The sequence below is a fragment of the Acinetobacter sp. HR7 genome (assembly GCF_000773685.1).
Taxonomy (GTDB): Bacteria; Pseudomonadota; Gammaproteobacteria; order Pseudomonadales; family Moraxellaceae; genus Acinetobacter; species Acinetobacter thermotolerans.
The window spans coordinates 1-18,005 of the sequence record NZ_JPQO01000183.1 but is presented as its reverse complement, the minus strand read 5'-3'; the positions used below and the strand labels follow the sequence as shown (position 1 = coordinate 18,005).

The 18,005-nt window shown below is 43.9% G+C and carries 16 protein-coding genes and 1 pseudogene; 8 read left to right on the top strand and 9 right to left on the bottom strand.

Annotation, left to right across the window (positions count from 1 at the left end):
* Positions 1–511 precede the first annotated feature (511 nt).
* The 3 genes from thiM to GW12_RS10100 form a co-directional block, all read right to left on the bottom strand.
* On the bottom strand, positions 512–1,339 hold the full coding sequence (gene thiM / locus GW12_RS10110; RefSeq protein WP_034587115.1) for a hydroxyethylthiazole kinase: 828 nt from the start codon (positions 1,337–1,339) through the stop codon (positions 512–514).
* Positions 1,340–1,368: 29 nt separating this feature from the next.
* On the bottom strand, positions 1,369–2,529 hold the full coding sequence (locus tag GW12_RS10105; RefSeq protein WP_034587112.1) for a hypothetical protein: 1,161 nt from the start codon (positions 2,527–2,529) through the stop codon (positions 1,369–1,371).
* Positions 2,530–2,689: 160 nt separating this feature from the next.
* The gene (locus tag GW12_RS10100; protein ID WP_034587110.1) at positions 2,690–2,947 is read right to left on the bottom strand and encodes a hypothetical protein; all 258 of its coding nucleotides are present in this window, start codon (positions 2,945–2,947) and stop codon (positions 2,690–2,692) included.
* Between the two features lie 395 nt (positions 2,948–3,342).
* On the opposite strand from GW12_RS10100, the gene pepN reads away from it, so the two are divergent.
* The gene (pepN, locus tag GW12_RS10095) at positions 3,343–5,952 is read left to right on the top strand and encodes an aminopeptidase N (RefSeq protein WP_034587108.1); all 2,610 of its coding nucleotides are present in this window, start codon (positions 3,343–3,345) and stop codon (positions 5,950–5,952) included.
* Between the two features lie 200 nt (positions 5,953–6,152).
* Positions 6,153–6,362 (top strand): hypothetical protein, encoded by a 210-nt coding sequence (locus GW12_RS10090; RefSeq protein ID WP_034587119.1) that lies wholly within the window; start codon positions 6,153–6,155, stop codon positions 6,360–6,362.
* Positions 6,363–6,406: 44 nt separating this feature from the next.
* Here GW12_RS10090 and GW12_RS10085 read toward each other — a convergent pair whose 3' ends face one another.
* Together GW12_RS10085 and GW12_RS10080 are read right to left on the bottom strand one after the other, a co-directional pair.
* The gene (locus tag GW12_RS10085; RefSeq protein WP_034587106.1) at positions 6,407–6,853 is read right to left on the bottom strand and encodes a universal stress protein; all 447 of its coding nucleotides are present in this window, start codon (positions 6,851–6,853) and stop codon (positions 6,407–6,409) included.
* A 129-nt stretch (positions 6,854–6,982) separates the two neighbouring features.
* Positions 6,983–7,426 (bottom strand): universal stress protein, encoded by a 444-nt coding sequence (locus GW12_RS10080; RefSeq protein ID WP_034587104.1) that lies wholly within the window; start codon positions 7,424–7,426, stop codon positions 6,983–6,985.
* Positions 7,427–7,689: 263 nt separating this feature from the next.
* Between GW12_RS10080 and GW12_RS10075 the strand changes: the two genes are divergently transcribed.
* Complete coding sequence (locus GW12_RS10075) at positions 7,690–8,697, top strand: alpha/beta hydrolase (protein ID WP_052127907.1); 1,008 nt, start codon at positions 7,690–7,692, stop codon at positions 8,695–8,697.
* Positions 8,698–8,831: 134 nt separating this feature from the next.
* On the opposite strand, the gene leuE is transcribed toward GW12_RS10075, so the two are convergent.
* The 3 genes from leuE to GW12_RS10060 all read right to left on the bottom strand — a co-directional run bounded on the left by leuE (position 8,832) and on the right by GW12_RS10060 (position 11,525).
* A complete protein-coding gene (gene leuE / locus GW12_RS10070; protein ID WP_034587102.1) occupies positions 8,832–9,482 on the bottom strand; it encodes a leucine efflux protein LeuE in 651 nt (216 codons plus the stop codon).
* 85 nt (positions 9,483–9,567) lie between these two features.
* The gene (gene tal / locus GW12_RS10065; protein WP_034587100.1) at positions 9,568–10,545 is read right to left on the bottom strand and encodes a transaldolase; all 978 of its coding nucleotides are present in this window, start codon (positions 10,543–10,545) and stop codon (positions 9,568–9,570) included.
* 68 nt (positions 10,546–10,613) lie between these two features.
* Positions 10,614–11,525, bottom strand: a complete 912-nt coding sequence (locus tag GW12_RS10060) for a LysR family transcriptional regulator (protein ID WP_034587098.1) — start codon at positions 11,523–11,525, stop codon at positions 10,614–10,616.
* Between the two features lie 97 nt (positions 11,526–11,622).
* On the opposite strand from GW12_RS10060, the gene aceI reads away from it, so the two are divergent.
* Positions 11,623–12,054, top strand: a complete 432-nt coding sequence (gene aceI / locus GW12_RS10055; RefSeq protein ID WP_034587096.1) for a chlorhexidine efflux PACE transporter AceI — start codon at positions 11,623–11,625, stop codon at positions 12,052–12,054.
* 72 nt (positions 12,055–12,126) lie between these two features.
* On the opposite strand, the gene GW12_RS10050 is transcribed toward aceI, so the two are convergent.
* On the bottom strand, positions 12,127–13,644 hold the full coding sequence (locus tag GW12_RS10050) for an acetyl-CoA C-acetyltransferase (protein WP_034587094.1): 1,518 nt from the start codon (positions 13,642–13,644) through the stop codon (positions 12,127–12,129).
* Positions 13,645–13,886: 242 nt separating this feature from the next.
* Here GW12_RS10050 and GW12_RS10045 point away from each other — a divergent pair, with 242 nt between their 5' ends.
* The 4 genes and pseudogenes from GW12_RS10045 to GW12_RS10030 all read left to right on the top strand — a co-directional run.
* Positions 13,887–15,278 (top strand): 3-oxoacyl-ACP reductase, encoded by a 1,392-nt coding sequence (locus tag GW12_RS10045; protein WP_034587092.1) that lies wholly within the window; start codon positions 13,887–13,889, stop codon positions 15,276–15,278.
* 222 nt (positions 15,279–15,500) lie between these two features.
* On the top strand, positions 15,501–16,355 hold the full coding sequence (locus GW12_RS10040; protein WP_034587090.1) for a MaoC/PaaZ C-terminal domain-containing protein: 855 nt from the start codon (positions 15,501–15,503) through the stop codon (positions 16,353–16,355).
* Between the two features lie 95 nt (positions 16,356–16,450).
* Positions 16,451–17,704, top strand: a complete 1,254-nt coding sequence (locus GW12_RS10035) for a serine hydrolase (protein WP_034587089.1) — start codon at positions 16,451–16,453, stop codon at positions 17,702–17,704.
* Positions 17,705–17,788: 84 nt separating this feature from the next.
* Positions 17,789–18,005: pseudogene (locus GW12_RS10030) on the top strand (hypothetical protein); the annotation flags it as partial.

The following is an 18,005-nucleotide window of genomic DNA, read 5'->3' as shown; positions in this document are numbered from 1 at the left end:
AACGGATTTAAAATGAGGTTATGTCCTTTTTATTTCAATGACTTAAAAAGTTGAGATTGGCGTTAAAAAGAATAAAATTACATCAGATAAATTAAAGTTTATTATTTTTTATCAAGACTAAAGAATAGGAAAAATTTAGAGATTTGGCTAAGTTTATTAGTCATGTGTTTTGTATCTAAAATTTTCTGAAAAGTATTAGAAAATTCACGGAATTTAATAAACTATCGAGTGATATCAATGAATGTTGTCGAGCTTCGAAGACTACAATGAACCAAGTATATGAACGCAGTATGAAGTTGGAGTTAGTGAAAATTCCTCTTTACAGTCTCAACTGAGAAATCGATTTACTTACTGAAACTCATTCCCGTGAGTTTCTAGTATCTTATCAAGCATGCGCTAAATCATTCTAAAAAGGGAAGGTATAGGTAGATCTTAAAATCTTTTGGAAATAAGCCTCATTTGACCTGTGATAAATTTGTCTATGACCATCAGGTTGCCTAAGTTAATGAATTTATAACAACTGAAAATCAGCATGCTCACGTAGCACTTCAAGATTCAGCTGATGTATCTGGTCAATAAAGGTCACATTAAAACTGCCAAGTGACTGTGTTGTTGCAGCAGCCAGTTTTCCGGCAATAGCAAAATGCAGATGTGCAGCCGTAGCCGCAATTACAGGTGTAGTCACCGCACTATAAGCAGCAATCAAGGCGCCTAAGGCACAACCGGTCGCAGTCACTCGGGGTTGTAGTTCAGAACCGCCATTGACCTGAATTACTGGATAATCATTAGAAACAATAAAGTCAGATACACCTGAAATCGCCACACATTGACAGTGGTTTAATAATGATTGCGCCTGTTGATAGACTTCGGAACTATCTAATGTAGTTCCGACACCTTTACCTGTGACTTGCTTACCTGCCAGGGTGCCAATTTCAGAAGCATTACCACGGACAATGGTTGGTTGAAAGGCCATGAGCTGATCAGTGACTTCAGAACGCCAATGTAAAATCGCACCATAACCAACCGGATCAAGCACCCATGGCTTTTGAATAGTATTTGCTGTTTCCGCAGCGATCAGCATGGCCTGAACCTGTTCAGAAGTCGGTGTACCCAGATTTAGACTCACGGCACCGGCAATACGGGTAAAACTTTCAGCTTCAAACGGATTATCAATCATCGCAGGTGATGCGTTGGCTGCCAGCAAGATATTCGCTACATAATTACTGGCTACGGCATTGGTCATGATATGGACTAGCGGTTGCTGCTGTTGCAGGGCAGTCCAGGCATCATATACTGCATCTAAGATTTCGTTGTGCAGTTCGGTATTGGTTTTATTCATAGTGTTATTCATTAAAAGGCAAGATGTTTTTAACGGGTAAAGTAATGATCCTGATGTTTGCAGTTGCGGCAGAACAGGCTGACATAGTCACTGGCATCATAATCTACAGTCAGTTCTTCTGAACCACAGTGCATACAGCGCTTATTGGAGTAGAACTTCAGACGTGGTTCAATTTTCTGCCATGATCGCCAGATCGGCTGGAAGAAAATATTTTCATCATAACCGAGGAAATGGTAGAACAGAATTGCACTCATTTTGCTTAAGGGTAATTGCTGCGGACGTGGCAGGGTAAAGGTTTCCCATTTTTCGGTTACTGCACGTTCCCGGTACTGTTGCAAGGTCTTTTTTAGCAGATTGGTATTGATAAAATTTTCATTGCGTGGCTGTAGCGCTTTTTGAGTATGCAGGTATTCCAGGGCGGTTTGCACCAGATAATAAATCTGGCCGACAGCCAATACATCCAGCATACGGTAGCAGAACGCCTGAAAGCTTTTATTTCCAGCAATCTGGATACCCCAGCTACGGCAATAGAACTGGGCGAACTGAATCACTTCCTGATACAGCATATAGTACAGTGCATCTTTGACTTCATCTGCACTTTTAAAAGGCACACCCATGCTCAGGTTTTCATAGAACCAATGTCGTAGCTGCTGGGTAATACTAAACAGACTTGGCTCAGAATAGCCATCTAGACGCACATTAATATAATAATGATGTTGTTCGGTATTAAAATCTTTCAGCGTCAGGATATTTTCCTTACACATGCGTTTGACCAGCGCATTTTGCATCAGATAATTTGGGCTGATCGGATGATATTTGATACTGTCCCAATCGATATATTCTGCATGCTGGCTATGTTCATGCACATGATCATCCAGAATTGCTAGCAAAAAGAGTTTGTTTAGAAAACTCAGCTGACTGAGTTCATATTCAAACACGTCTTTTTTCTGCTGAAATTGGCGGTTTTCCTGTAACCGGGTTTCTTTCATCTGCCGTCTGCGGTTGGCCAGACAGCTTTCACAATGGCAGTTATGTACCTGATCCGTATAAACGCGGTGCTGACAATGACTGCATTCATGATAAGTCAGTTCCTGATCATATTGCTCTGCCTCGACCCAATACATCGATGCCTGACACAGGGGGCATGCTGTACTTTCATCAAGCTGTTTCTGCAAAACATTTATGGTCATCGGAACAAATAATCTGAGCAGGGAAAAGGGATTTCATTATACACATCTGCTACTAATGAGGATGTATTCAGGCAGGCTGTTTTATGGATAAATGACAACTCAAATATTACTAAAAATGAAAAGAGCCACACATGTGGCTCTTGATCGATTAAAAGAAATCTTAAACCGGGCAAGGCAGAGTTTCGTCTTCTTCGCCCATCTGTTTGGCACTAATAAGTGCCTGCACTTTTTTGGTCGGAATCTTTTTCAAACCGAGGGCGTCATAGGTATTGAGAATTGCGCTGACTTCATAGGGCTGCATGGTGATGCCTTCAGAGCTCATAAATAGGGCAATCACTTTATGGTCGATATTGGCGTGGTCCAGAGCTTGTAGCGTTTTGATGTTTTCAATACGTACGATATGGTCTTTTAGATACATGGTTCACCTCATTGTTCTTGTTGTCTTGGTTTAAACAGGTAATGTCATTTACCGTTTAACATCTGTTTTAGAATAGTGTTTGTTCACGAAATTAATGAAGCAAGAAGTGTGCACATTTTCGATTATAAAGATCTATAAAACGGTTGGATAGATATTAAATATTGAATAAACAATAGTTTAAGAAAATGTAAATAAATATAAATTTGTTGTAGGAGCTGGGCATAGTTATCGCCTAACCGAAATAACTGTTGTTGAATTAAGCAGAATGAATTGAAAGTAGTGCAGAGAATGCCCATATTAATGACATACAGTGAATGACACAGACAGTGTCTCTAACTTGGCGTATGATGAAACGACGATAAATGTCGACGTAGACAATAACATCAGGACATGACATGAATATTGCGGCAAATCCGGCGATCGAAGCAGATCAAACCATTTATTTAAAAGACTATCAAAAGCCTTCCTATATTGTAGATTCGATTGAACTCAATATTCAGGTTTATGTGGATCACACCTTGGTCAGCTCAACGCTGGTGATACAGCGCCAGTCTGAAGGTGACCTGGTATTGTTAGGACGTGATCTGGAATTGCAGTCGATTTCTGTCAATGGTCAGCAGCTTTCTGAAAGCGAGTACAAGCTAGATTCAGAGCAGCTGGTGATTGCCAATGCACCGGATCATGCCACTATTCAAACTGTGGTACGTATTCATCCTGAATCGAATACTCAGCTGGAAGGTTTATACCAAGCTAGTTCGGATCTGTTTGTGACCCAAAATGAGCCGGAAGGTTTCCGTAAAATTACTTTTTATCCAGATCGTCCAGATATCTTGTCAGTATTTACCACCCGTGTGGAAGCCGACAAAAAATTTCCAGTACTGTTGGCCAATGGTAACCTGATTGAAACTGGTGAAGCGGGTGAAGGCCGTCATTATGCCATCTGGCAGGATCCAACCAAAAAACCAAGCTATCTGTTTGCTTGTGTGATTGGTGATTTGGCGGTGATGAAAGACCGTTACACTACATCCGAAGGTCGTGATGTAGCGCTGGAAATCTATGCCGAAGAAAAAGACATTCCAAAATGCAAAATTGCTATGGAAGCGTTAAAGCATTCCATGCGTTGGGATGAAGAGCATTATGGCCGTGCCTACGATCTAGATAATTATATGATTGTGGCAACCAGCGCCTTCAATATGGGCGCGATGGAAAACAAAGGCCTGAATATTTTCAACACTTCTTGTGTGTTGGCTGATGAAGAATACACCACTGATGCTGCCATCATGCGTGTTCAGTCCGTGATTGCACACGAATATTTCCATAACTGGACCGGTAACCGGATCACTTGTCGTGACTGGTTCCAGCTGTGTCTAAAAGAAGGTCTAACAGTTTTCCGTGATCAGTCTTTCTCGGAAGATTTACAGTCTTCTGCGGTACAGCGTATTGATGACGTTGCTGTTCTGAAAGCACATCAGTTCCCTGAAGATTCTGGTCCATTATCACATCCGCCACGTCCAGACCATTTTGTGGAAATTAATAACTTCTATACCGCAACTGTTTATGAAAAAGGTGCAGAAATTAACCGTATGATGGCAACCTTGCTGGGTAAGGAAAAATTCCGTCAGGGTACGGATGAATATTTCCGCCGTCATGATGGGGAGGCGGTAACAGTTGAGGATTGGGTGGATGCTCTCAGTGCCGGTTCAGGTGTAGATCTGTCTAATTTCCTGACCTGGTACAACCAGCCGGGTACACCAAAACTGGAAGTGAAATCTGAATATGATGTAGAAAGCCAGACTTATTGCCTGACCTTCAAACAAAGCCTGAAACCACATCCAAAATATCCGAACCTGAAAGCTGTGCCAATTCCGGTGGCGCTGGCCCTGTTTGATGCAGAAACCGGTGAACAGCTCACACTGAAATCAACTGCACTGGTTGCAAATGGGGTGAAAGATGGCGTATATCTGTTTGATCAGGATGAAGCGACCATTGAATTTTCTGGTGTAACTTCTAAACCAGTCGTTTCGTTGCTGCGTAATTTCTCGGCGCCAGTCAATCTGGAATTTGACTATACCGATAAAGAATTAGCATTCCTGTTGCAATATGAAACCAATGGCTTTAACCAGTGGCAGGCAACGCAAACCCTGCTGGAACGTATCCTGCTGAATGACCAGCCAGCTGAAATCTATATCAATGCAATGCTGAATACCTTGCCTGATCTGATCCAGAAAGATCCACTGCTGGCTTCACGTCTGTTTGATGTGCCAACCGAAGGCTATCTGGGCAGTCGTATTGATGAGAATTACCAGCCAAGCAAGATCAAAGAAAAACGTAATGCCTTGCTGAACAAGCTGGCATACGCTTTTGGCAACACAGTGAAAGAAATTTATCTGTCACTGGATCCAGAGCTACAATCTGATTTCTCTCAAGCGATGGGTGTGCGTGCGCTGAAAAATATCATGTTGATGATGCTGGCACGTCAGGGCGATGAAACTGCCTTTGAGCTGGCACAGGAACAGTATTCAAGCACAGGCAATATGTCTGAACGTCTGGGTGCCTTACGTGTACTGGTATGGAATGATGCGCTACAAGCTCAAGCGGTACTGGAAGATTTCTATACCCGTTTCAAAAATGAAGCCTTGTCCCTAGATCAGTGGTTTATGGTGCAGGCGGCTCATCCGGAAGCAACTGCTGCGACCATCAAGGCGCTAACCGAGCATCCAGACTACGACCTGAAAGTACCAAACCGTATCCGTGCAGTCAGCGGCGGTTTAAGCAACAATCCGGTGAATACCTGGAGCTTTGGTGTTCAGCATTACATTAGCTTGGCGAAATACCTAGATGAGAAAAACCCAATCGTGGGTTCTCGTCTGCTGCAGGTATTGTCACGTTGGTATACCTTGGCAGAACCACAACGTGGTGAAGTGAAGGCGCAGCTAGAAGCACTGAAACCGCTGGTGAAATCGAAAAATGTCTGTGAAACATTGAATAGCATGTTGAGCGTGTAATTTAAAAAAAAGAGAAAGCCGGATTAAATATCCGGCTTTTTTATTTAGAACATCAGTAATATTTATTAAATATGTAATGAAAGAAAGGATGTATTGGATTTTGCTTTAAGATAGTTCTTATATATGGAGTTAATGTGACGCCGTTCTCGGATTTTCACAAAGAAGATCATGGTGATCAGAACAGATTGAGTGAATTAAAAATGTTATTGAAAGTTGACGACGGGTTTTATTTAAATACACAACATATTATTGCGGTGCATGTGAGTAAGGACAGCAGTCGTGGTGTATTCGAGGTTCAGCTAGAATATACGCCAAACTCAGTGCAGAAATCGGGTGAATATACCAAGGTCTTCAGTTCGCAAATTGAAGCAGAAATGTTCCTGAATCAGCTTAATCAAAAGATTCACTAAAAGAAAAAGCCTGTTCAATACAGGCTTTTTTAATGGAAATAATTTTATTCTTTCACAATCAGCACCGGGATTTCAGAAGCGCCAAGAACCTTTTGCGCTACGCTACCGAGCACCAGTTTCTGGAAGCCCTTACGGCCATGAGAACCCATCACAATCAGGTCAATCGGCAGTTCTTTGCTGGTCTGCAGGATACCTTCAGAAGGGGATAAGCCATGCATGATGCGGATATCCAGATCAATGCCTTCACGGGTAAAAGTTTGTTTCAGGTCATTCAGGCGATCCAGTGCATTCTGTTCAGCCTGCATAAAGTAATCCGTCACTGCTGGCGCAACCTTGTAAAAATCCACACCAGAGAATGGATCTACCGCAATGACGCTGATCAGGGTGACTTTGCCGCCAAATAATTTTGCAATATCCAATGCATGTTCCGCAGCAGCATAAGAGATCGGGGATTCATCGATTGCGACCAGGATGTGTTTATAGTGAGCCATAGTAATTCCTGAAAATGATGCTTGCATGGAAACAGAACGCAGCCAAGCATAAATCCACTTCAATGCAGTAGTCTGAATTCTAATAAAATGAATATGCGCACCACAGTTTAGCGATGCGCATAGGTCGTATTATTTTTTAATGATCAGTACTGGAATTTCAGATGAACTCAGTACATCCTGTGCAAAGCTGCCCAGAATCAGTTTCTGGAAGCCTTTACGACCATGTGAACCCATCACAATCAGGTCGGCACCAATTTCCTCCGCTTTTTCGACCACATGCTCGGCATTCACCAGGCCAGTCACAATATGCGATTCAGCAGTGATGCCTTCTTCTGCTGCAATGTTGGTCGCCTGTTTCAGTGCTTTTTTCGCATTGGTATGCGCTTCGACAAAGTATTCTTTCATGATGGCAGAACTGTAATAGAAGTCCGCTTCAGTAAAAGGATTCTCTGCAATGAGACTAATGATGGTCAATTTGCTGCCAAAACTTTTGGCGATTTGAGCCGCATGGCGTACTGCAGAAAAGGAAATATCAGAACCGTCCACAGGGACTAAAAGGTGTTGGTAAGCCATCTTATTTATACTCCAATCTCATTGTTGTCTTGCTTTCAACTATTGATAGCACAGTGCGGATAGTGGTTCAATTGAAAAATACTAAAAAATTAGAAAATTCATTTAATTACGCTGAATTTTTTACAAAAAACTGCAAAATGATAGGCATAAAAATCAGACTGAAATGCCTGGTTTTTAAACATTTTTATGCTTTTAGGCTAAAATAAAAAATACAGATTTCTGGCGTAATGTCAGGGCTAAAATTGTGGTGGGGACATAATGATATGAACAGATTGCAGCAGGTTGGATTCGGAAGTGCTTTGCTTAGCCTAATGCTGCTTACGGGCTGTCAGAATACCTCACAGAACAGCAAGATCATTGCTGCGGCCTTTAACATGACTACCACGGTGCAGCAGAAATTGCTGGATCGTCATGCGCCGGACAATGTGCTGGTGCATAACAATATTATTTATCAGCCAGAACGGAAGTTGGGTCTGGACCTATACCAACCACAAAACATTGCCGAACTGGGCGTACGTTCAACAGTGGTCTGGATTCATGGCGGTGGCTGGATTTCCGGTTCACGCGAACATGCCCGTGGCTATTTCAAGCTGTTGGCAGCACAAGGCTACAATGTAGTATCAGTGCAATATCAGTTGGCACCACAGTCGCAATATCCCAGCCAGCTACAGCAGATTAATGCCGCTTTAGCTTTTTTACAGAACCATGCGGCGAAATACTTGATTGATGCAAACAAGCTTTATTTAGCCGGAGATTCTGCCGGAGCAAATCTGGCCAGTCATTATGCAGCTTTACTCACGAATCCGGATTTTGCCCAAACGTCAGAATTTATACCTTCAATTCAACCTGCACAGCTGAAAGGCCTGATTCTGCATTGCGGGATTTACGACCTCAATGCTTTTGTAGACATGGCACCTGACGAAATCAAATTGGTGGAATGGGGCATTTATAATATGGTGCAAGCCTATACCGGTGAGCGCCGTAATGATGCTGCCTTTCTCAAGCAGATTTCTCCCATCCAGCATATTACCCCGAACTATCCACCAGTACTGATCAGTGGTGGCAATAAAGATTTTCTCACCGATAGCCAGTCTTTGCCTTTTGTGCAGATACTTAAAGCCAATCAGGTGCCGGTCAAAGAAATTTTCTATCCTGAGTCCAAAACCTGGCTGATTCATGAATACCAGTTTTATATGGGGAAAAAAGAAAGCCAGCAGACCTTTCAACAGACCTTGGAATTTCTGCAAATGCATTCAAACACAGCGGATTAAAATAGTCTGAATGTCTCAGGTGAAGCTACGCCAGCGCAAAATCTGCAAAAGCAGATAAAAAATTAAGTCCCAGAAACTGAAGGCATTTCAAAATTGCAGACAGATCATGCTCAGATGCCAATAAATTTGCGGGCTTACATGGTAGAGGTGGCGAGCTTGATGCCAAAACCACAGAACAGCAAGGCTACCGTTGCCACACAGATCGAGGTTAAGCGGTAGCGATGACCAAAGAATTGCGCTAGACGGGCACCCGAGAAAATCAGGATGCTTAAGTAAGACATGCTGATGATCTGTAGCACAATCGCCAGTAAGGTAAAGGTCAGTGCTGGATACGGATAGCGTGGATCAACGAACTGGACAAAGAAAGACAGATAAAACAGGATTGCTTTGGGATTCAGAATGCTGATTGTCATTGCAGTACGGAACGGATGCAGCTGTTCAATATTCTGTTCCGCCTGTTTAATTTCGGCATTGGTATGGATGGTATTCCATGTGTGATAAGCCGCAATGAACAGTTTGATACCGAGATAACTGAGGTAAATGGCCCCGATAATTTTTAAAATAGTAAACAGGACCGGGAAAGCATGGAGTAGGGAAGCCGCACCAAGTGCAGTCAGAAAAATCAGCACCATATCGCCCGCATAGACACCAAATGCAGCCTTATAACCGGTTTTGATGCCATAGCGCGACGCGGTGGACATCACATACAGCGAGTTCGGTCCAGGCAGCATCACAATTAACGTTGTACCAATAATAAAAGTCGTTAAATCCGTGATCCCAAACACTGAAACCTACTCTTAAAAAACAAATAAAAAAACAAAACAGCCGATGCGTATTATAACGACATCGACTGTCAGATGCTGTAAAGCGTTAGGCGGCTACGGCAAAACGTTCACGTAATAGAGCAGATAACTGTTCACGTGCCTTGATAAAGCCCTGGATTCCGCCTTCAAGTAGTTCGGAAGCCATACGATCCTGTTCCAGTTCAGCTTGGAAGCTTGCTTGGTTAAGTGGGGTATGCGCATGTTCGGTATGTGCATGGGCATGGTTTGAAGATAACTGACGAACGACTTCACGTTGATCTTGATCCAACTGTGCCAGCAGGTTGGGTGCTACAGTTAACAGGTCACAGCCGGCCAGGCCCAGAACCTGATCGATACTGCGGAAGCTGGCACCCATGATTTCAGTTTGAATGTCATGCTGTTTGTAGAAGAAATAAATCTGCTTCACCGACAGTACACCTGGGTCCTTATCAATTGGATAAGCTTCGACATTTTCTGCTTTTTTAAACCAGTCCAGAATTCGGCCGACAAAAGGAGAAATCAGGGTCACTTTGGCATCAGCACAGGCTTTGGCCTGATGCAGACCAAACAGCAGAGTCAGGTTAGTATGAATGCCTTCCTGTTCCAGCGCACGTGCAGCCTGAATGCCTTCCCAAGTCGAAGCAATCTTGATCAAGATACGGTCTGAAGAAATACCGTCTTGCTTATACAGTTCCAGTAGTTCTTTGGCTTTGGTAATGGTTGCTGCAGTGTCATAAGACAAAGATGCATCCACTTCCGTCGAAACGCGACCTTCAATCAGTTTGAGAATCTCGACACCGAATTTGACGGTCAGAATATCAATGGTGCGTTCAATCAGTTCATTGCCGGTCAAACCTTCGCCTTTTGCCTGATTAAAGGCTGCTTCAATCAGAGCATTATTTTCAACTTGGCTTGCTGCAGCGGTAATCAGCGAAGGGTTAGTGGTCGCATCGAGTGGACGAAATTTTTCAATCGCAGCTAAATCACTGCTGTCCGCAACAATGGTGGTGAATTGTTTTAGTTGGTTTAACGCACTTTGAGTCATTTGGATCTAGTTCTTAGGTTATTGCTTATGCATTCTGTTATATCACAAAGTGTTTATTTCCCAAGCATTCACACACTATCTTTTGGTAGCGAATTGCTGTTTTTACGTTGATTTCTGATGTGATTAATCAAAAAATGTGCAGCTTTACCGAGTTTGGTTTCCCGGCTCCAGACCAGATCGACGAAATAGTCAAACTTTGGCGTGAAATCATACAGATTCAGGATATATAGCTGTTCCTGAATATGCGGATGCTCATGCAGCATCTCTATCGGTAGAATTCCCCAGCCCAATCCCTGCTTAATCAGACGATAGGCAGAGTGGTGATTATCGGTACGCCAGTAAAACTTGGAAAATAAAAGTTCGGGTTTGATCTTGCTATCCCGGCTCGCCACCACAATCTGCCGGCTATTAATGATCTCTTCATAGCTGACTTGAGCATGCTGACTCAAGGGATGAGATTTGGCAGCTACCGCGACCAGACTTTCCTTTTTTAACTCAACAAACTGTTCCCGGGTTTCCAGTTGTTCACGTTCAAACATCAGGGCCAGCTGTGCCGAACCTTCAAACAACATCCGATGTGCATCTTCCTGCGGGGCAGAGAAGATATTGATTTGTAGATCTGGGAACTGCTGTTCGAGCAGCACAATATAATCCACCCAGCGGGTATGCAGTAGTTCCGACACCACCACGATATTCAGCTCGGATTCAAGTCCGGAACTCAGCGCCTGTGCGTGCTGTTTCCACTGGTTTATTTCTACCAGTAGCTGTTCGGTTTTTTCATACAGTGCTTGTGCGGCCGCCGTCGGCTGAGGCTCACGACCAATGCGTTCAAACAGTTGCAAGTCCAAATCAATTTCCATATTGGCAATTGCCATGCTTACGGCGGAGGGGACTTTACCGAGTTTACGTGCAGCTGCAGAGAATGATCCGGTTTCCATCACGGCTTTAAACAGTAGCAATTGTTCCTGATTGATATTCATGTTTTATCTTTCAATATTTTTGAAAGATTCTAACTCGAATAATCAAATTATTGAAAATAAACTAGCGGGCATGATTAAGTGATTTGAGTCAGAAAAGATGTTTATTTCAACCAGAAGGATAGTACATGCGCTGAGCTATGAGATCATTCTGTTGATCATCATTGCGATTACCTTGAGTTTTATTTTCCATGTGCCAATAGAAGTGACGGGTACTTTGGGTATTGCCATGGCCCTTACTTCTGTACTTTGGAATATGTTATTTAACCATTATTTTGAAAAGTTTGAAGCCAGGTATCAGCTGAAACGAACGATAAAAGTCCGGATTGTGCATGCGATTGTCTTTGAAGGTGGTCTTATGCTGGCAACCATTCCGATGGTGGCTTATGCTCTGGAAATGAGTTTGTGGCAGGCGATCCTGACTGATCTGAGTATGACGCTGTGTATTTTGGTTTATACCTTTATCTTTCAGTGGTGTTATGACCAGATTGAAATGAAAATGGGCATTCGGCCGGAATTTTCTAAAGGTTAGTGGGCTTAACGCGATATTCAGAAAATAAAAAAGCACCTATCAGAGGTGCTTTTTTATAGGCTTTATCAACAATTATTTTTCGATAATTGCAGTTACACCTTGACCACCAGCAGCACAGATTGAAATCAGCGCACGACCTGAACCTTTCTGATTAATCAGTTTTGCAGCTGTCGCGATGATACGACCTCCGGTTGCCGCAAACGGGTGACCTGCAGCCAGTGAAGAACCTTTTACGTTCAGTTTGGCGCGGTCAATAGAACCCAGTGGTGCATCCAGACCTAAACGTTCTTTACAGAATTTTGGATCTTCCCAAGCTTTCAGGGTAGACAGTACCTGAGAAGCAAATGCTTCATGAATTTCATAGAAGTCGAAGTCCTGAAGTTTGAGACCCGCACGTTCCAGCATACGAGGTACTGCATAAGCTGGCGCCATCAACAGACCTTCTTTTTTCTCTACGAAGTCAACTGCTGCGGTTTCCTGGAATGTCAGGTAAGCCAACACTTCATGACCATTGGCTTTTGCCCATTCTTCAGAAGCTAACAGCACACAAGATGCACCATCAGTCAGAGGAGTTGAGTTACCCGCAGTCATGGTACGCGCATCGCCTTTACCAAACACTGGTTTCAGTTTGGCCAGTTTTTCAACTGAAGAATCTGGACGTAGATTGTTGTCACGATCCAAGCCTAGGAATGGGGTGATCAGGTCATCAAAGAAGCCTTCTTCATAAGCCGCTGCCATTTTCTGGTGTGAAGATGCTGCCAGTTCGTCCTGTGCTTCACGGGAAATACCCCATTCCAGAGCAGTGATCGCCTGGTGGTCACCCATAGACAGGCCAGTACGTGGCTCACCATTTTTCGGTGCATCCATCAGGTCTTTGACATTGATTTTGGTCAGTGCTTTCAGGCGGTCTTTCGCTGTTTTTGCGATGTTCAGTTCTAGCAGGGCTTTACGTAAGCCATCACCGAAAGCGATTGGTGCGTCAGAAGTCGTATCTACACCGCCCGCGATCCCCACTTCAATTTGACCTAAAGCGATTTTATTCGCGACCTGGAAAGCTGCTTGCAGACCAGTACCACATGCTTGCTGAATGTCATAAGCAGGAGTTTCAGGTGCAAGAGCAGTATTCAATACGCACTCACGGGTCATATTGAAGTCACGGCTGTGTTTTAGTACCGCGCCAGCAACCACTTCACCCAAGCGTTGACCTTGCAGGTTAAAGCGTTCAATCAGGCCATTCAGGGCTGCGGTGAACATATCAGTATTGGATGCCGTAAAGTAAACACCGTTAGAACGTGCAAATGGAATGCGGTTACCACCGATAATAGCAACGCGGCGAACTGTATTTTGGCTCATGTTTTGATCCTGTTGAACAGAAGTTTGTGTTTTTAAAGTTGAGGTTTTATTTGTTGAAGTCGTTTTGTCCGTACGAGTAGACGCGGCACGGGTGCGCGTGCTTTTCGCCGGTGTTTTTTCTGCAGAAGTTGCTGCACTTGCAGTTTTGCTGGTGCGCTTGCGTGTAGTTGATGCTTTTGACACGCTGTCTGCTGCAGGATTCTCGACCGCTGGATTTTCTTGAGTTGTTTTGCTCATAAGGCTTTACCAGGCAAATAGATCATCTTCTTGGCAGCTACATTAGCATAGAAGGCTATAGGCTGTATTGACTAGAATGACATTACAGACTGCGCTTAGGTCAAGTCATCTCCCTATTATCTCAAGTATTATTGACCCGAAATCTGATGGATCTATTGAAATATAAGTATCTGACATCATGTTGAAGTTAAAGGATAACTTAAATTGATCCAAAAACTAATTTGTATTGAGAGATAATAATCATGACTGACCAGTACCAAGCATTTGCAAAGTCTCCTATTGGTAAATTTGTCATTAAAAACCTGGGTCTTCCATCCCCAACTTTTCTTGAGCGCTATGAGTCTGCAACTCCTGTTGTAAAAGGCGCAGTTTTATTCGGTGCTGCACCTGGCAGTACCTTGACCGGTTCAATTGCAAAAGTTTTGGCAAACATCCATGCTAACAGCTATGCGGGGAATAATGCTGAGCTGCAACAGGCAGCAGCGAAAGTCGGCCTGAATCTGGGTGCATTCAATGAGGGCGACAAAGAGTCTAAGTTCAAGGTTGCGCTTTTCGATGCGTCTGGTATCCAAAACTCAGATGACCTGAAAGCCGTTTATGACTTCTTCCATCCAATCGCACGTCAAATTCAGGCATCTGGCCGTGTGGTAATTGTGGGCATTAACCCGGATTCAGCAACTTCCGTGAAACAGGCGATCGCACAACGCGCACTGGAAGGCTTTATCAAATCTGTTGGTAAAGAATTTAAGAAAGGTATCGCAGCCAACCTGATCTATGTGGACAATGGTGCTGAAGCAAATCTTGAATCTGCACTACGTTTTGCAATTTCTCCACGTTCTGCTTATGTGTCTGGTCAGGTGATCCGTGTTTCTAAAGCAGAATTATTCAATGTGGACTGGACAAAACCGCTTGCTGGAAAAACTGCGGTAGTGACTGGTGCAAGCCGTGGTATTGGTGAAGCGATTGCTCATGTACTGGCACGTGATGGTGCACATGTGATCTGTCTGGACGTTCCACAACAGCAATCTGATCTGGATCGTGTAGCGGGTGAGATTGGTGGTTCAACACTGGCAATCGACATTACTGCCGCTGATGCAGGCGAGAAAATCAAAGCGGCTGCGGTTGAACAGGGCGGTCTGGATATTATCGTACACAACGCAGGTATTACTCGTGACAAGACTTTGGCGAACATGAAGCCTGAGTTGTGGGATCTGGTGATCAACATCAACCTGTCAGCAATTGAGCGCGTCAATGATTATCTGCTGAATAACGATGGTCTGAATACTAATGGCCGTATTGTCTGCGTATCTTCAATCTCAGGTATTGCCGGTAACCTGGGTCAAACCAACTATGCAGCGTCTAAAGCGGGTGTGATTGGTATTGTGAAATATACAGCACCTACACTGACTAATGGTATCACCATCAATGCTGTGGCTCCTGGTTTCATCGAAACCCAAATGACCGCAGCAATTCCGTTCACCATTCGTGAAGCAGGTCGCCGTATGAACTCTATGAGTCAAGGTGGCTTGCCAGTGGATGTGGCTGAAACGATAGCCATGTTTGCAGCAACTGCTTCTTCAGGCTTGAATGGCAACGTGGTTCGTGTTTGTGGTCAGAGTCTGTTAGGGGCTTAATAGAATCTCTCCCCAACTTTCCTTTCTTGCGCTTCGTTTTAAAGCAGTGCTTTAAAACTTGCTCAGAGAGGAGAAGTCCCCCTTTCATAAAGGGGGATTTAGGGGGATTAAAAGAGAAAAATCAAAATTCTCAAATCCTCATCGGCACTTCACATGGCTAGGATGATTGAAGTATGCTCAGGTGAGGAAACTTTATAAAGATAATGTTTTCAAAGGTTCAGTATGAATACTCGCCATTTTAGTCAACTTCCAAAGCCGTATCTTGCTTATCCAAAAATCATTCAAGGCTTGATTGCGAAAAAGCCAAAGGGTGAAAAAGTTCTGCCGCAAGTTGAATATGTGGTGGATTCATTCAAGGTCGACCAAAAGCATTTAAAGTCTTATAACGCTGTTTGTGGCTTCAAGAATAATGGCTATATCCCGGCGATCTATCTGGCGGTGCTATCACAAAGCCTGCAGATGCACATGATGACCTCTGAAGCTTTTCCATTTCCGATTTTAGGTCTGGTGCATATCCGTAACCAGATCAAGCAATACCGTAAGGTTGGGGTAAATGAACAGCTGATCTTGTCTTGCAAGTTTGGTGAATTGCAGCCACATGATAAAGGTGTTCAGTTTGATTTTATTACTACGGTTAAAGTGGGTGATGAGGTTGTGGTTGAGGCATTGACCACTTACCTGTCACGTCAGAAAACCGATGGCAAGGCTGCACCTAAAGCTGCAGAGACAAAAACACCAAATTATGAAGTCAATGCAGAATGGGATGTGTCTGAAAATACTGGCCGTCGCTATGCCATGTCTTCAGGTGACTTTAACTTGATCCATATTCATGCGATTACGGCAAAAGCCTTTGGTTTCAAACAGGCGATTGCACACGGCATGTGGAGTAAGGCAAGAGCTTTGGCAAGCCTGACTTTACCAGATGCTTATGAAGCAGATGTCTGGTTCAAGTTACCGATGTATCTGCCATCTAAAGTACAATTCCTGACCGAAGAATCAGGCAATGATACTGAGTTTCTAATCCGTAACTCGAAAAGCCAGAAACCGCATGTTTCGGGAAGCATCAAGGCACTTTAAATATTTAAAAAAAGCCTAAACTTGATTTAGGCTTTTTTATTTGGATTTCTGCTAAATATTCGATTTCAGTTACAACATGGGCCAAGGAAGGACATATGAAACCGATTAAAGAATTTCTGACAGCCAAAGCTAATAATTATCAAGGCTATGTGCATCCGCGTTTTCATGATCTGGCGGTGCACTTTAGCCGTTTTCAGGATGCCCGTGCCGGACAGGGTGGTGCAGCATTAGTGGTCTACCATCAGGGTAAAAAGGTGCTGGATATCTATACCGGCAAGAAGTCAGAATTGGAAGCCTGGCAGCCGGATACGCTGTCGGTATGTTATTCCACCGGGAAAGGTGTACTCGCGACGTTGGTACATATTCTGGTGAGTCGTGGATTAATCAGCTATGACACGCCTGTAGCCGAATACTGGCCAGAGTTTGCTCAGCAGGGTAAAGATAAAATCACGCTGGCCCATATGCTCAGCCATCAAAGTGGTCTTTATGATATTCGTAACATTATTGATAATGCCCGGGAAATGCTGGACTGGTCGCATATGCTGGAACGGATTGCTGCAGCCAAACCACGTTTTGAACTGGGTACAGCTGCGGCTTATCAGCCCTTGACCTTTGGTTGGCAGGTGGGCGGTGCATTGGAAAAAGCCACAGGCAATACGCTAGCTGAATTGATGAACGAATATCTGGTACAGCCATTACAGCTGGATGGCGCTTATTTTGGTGTGCCTGAACATAAGCTTTCACGTGTAGCGCGACCAATTCATCGTAAGAAAACAGATACCCAACCACGAGCAGAAAAGACTCAGCCGAGAGCAAGAAAACCGAATCTGATGGAACGAGCTTTACAGTGGAGTGGGCAGAATCCACAGGATTTTCAGGATGCCATGATTCCCAAAGGCATGAAGCATCTGAATTTCTTTAGTGATGAAGGGCTGAAAGCCATTATACCTGCTGCAACGGGTGTATTTACGGCGAACAGTCTGGCAAAAGTCTATGCCATGCTGGTACAGCAAGGCCAATGGCAAGGACAGCAACTGATTTCACAAGATATTTTTCAACGTTTAAGCACAGTGCAATATACCCATCGTGACCGGATCATGCCTTTACCGATGCACTGGCGATTAGGCTATCATCGTATTCTGACTCTGGGGAAATCCAGCAAAGGTTTTGGCCATATCGGTTTTAATGGTTCAGGTGCCTGGTGTGATCCAGAACGAAATCTAAGTTTTGCCTATACCCATAATTTCCCGACTGCTTCGATTACGGGCGATTACCGATTGTGGGGGCTGACTCAGGAAGCTTTACGTTGTGCTGATCAGATCCGAAAAGGCCGCAAAGGTTGGTTTTAAAATCGTAACAGCAGATCAGCGCATCTTATCAAGCCGTCAGGGCTATGTTATGTTGCCGCACATCAAACTGCTGAATCTCGAGTCATGAAACAGGTTATTTTGATTCCGCTGGTGGCAACGGCTGTATTGGTAGGTTGTCAGGATCACTCCAAAGCTAAAACGCAAACTGCTGCAGAAGTTAAGGCTATGCAAACAGCCTGGGCAGGTGAATATCAGGGCACGACGCCTTGTATGGGGTGCCTGTCACGTTGTGATGACTGTCCGGGAATGGCAGTGAAACGGGTAAGTGGTCGACCTAATT

Excerpts from the sequence above, each read along its gene's own strand:
- GW12_RS10035 (WP_034587089.1), top strand. The coding sequence starts at position 16,451 with ATGAAACCGATTAAAGAATTTCTGACAGCCAAAGCTAATAATTATCAA.
- GW12_RS10090 (WP_034587119.1), top strand. The coding sequence starts at position 6,153 with ATGTTATTGAAAGTTGACGACGGGTTTTATTTAAATACACAACATATT.
- GW12_RS10085 (WP_034587106.1), bottom strand. The coding sequence starts at position 6,853 with ATGGCTCACTATAAACACATCCTGGTCGCAATCGATGAATCCCCGATC.
- GW12_RS10080 (WP_034587104.1), bottom strand. The coding sequence starts at position 7,426 with ATGGCTTACCAACACCTTTTAGTCCCTGTGGACGGTTCTGATATTTCC.
- thiM (WP_034587115.1), bottom strand. The coding sequence starts at position 1,339 with ATGAATAAAACCAATACCGAACTGCACAACGAAATCTTAGATGCAGTA.
- GW12_RS10105 (WP_034587112.1), bottom strand. The coding sequence starts at position 2,529 with ATGACCATAAATGTTTTGCAGAAACAGCTTGATGAAAGTACAGCATGC.
- GW12_RS10060 (WP_034587098.1), bottom strand. The coding sequence starts at position 11,525 with ATGAATATCAATCAGGAACAATTGCTACTGTTTAAAGCCGTGATGGAA.
- GW12_RS10075 (WP_052127907.1), top strand. The coding sequence starts at position 7,690 with ATGAACAGATTGCAGCAGGTTGGATTCGGAAGTGCTTTGCTTAGCCTA.
- GW12_RS10100 (WP_034587110.1), bottom strand. The coding sequence starts at position 2,947 with ATGTATCTAAAAGACCATATCGTACGTATTGAAAACATCAAAACGCTA.
- pepN (WP_034587108.1), top strand. The coding sequence starts at position 3,343 with ATGAATATTGCGGCAAATCCGGCGATCGAAGCAGATCAAACCATTTAT.
- GW12_RS10040 (WP_034587090.1), top strand. The coding sequence starts at position 15,501 with ATGAATACTCGCCATTTTAGTCAACTTCCAAAGCCGTATCTTGCTTAT.
- GW12_RS10045 (WP_034587092.1), top strand. The coding sequence starts at position 13,887 with ATGACTGACCAGTACCAAGCATTTGCAAAGTCTCCTATTGGTAAATTT.
- GW12_RS10050 (WP_034587094.1), bottom strand. The coding sequence starts at position 13,644 with ATGAGCAAAACAACTCAAGAAAATCCAGCGGTCGAGAATCCTGCAGCA.
- tal (WP_034587100.1), bottom strand. The coding sequence starts at position 10,545 with ATGACTCAAAGTGCGTTAAACCAACTAAAACAATTCACCACCATTGTT.
- aceI (WP_034587096.1), top strand. The coding sequence starts at position 11,623 with ATGTTTATTTCAACCAGAAGGATAGTACATGCGCTGAGCTATGAGATC.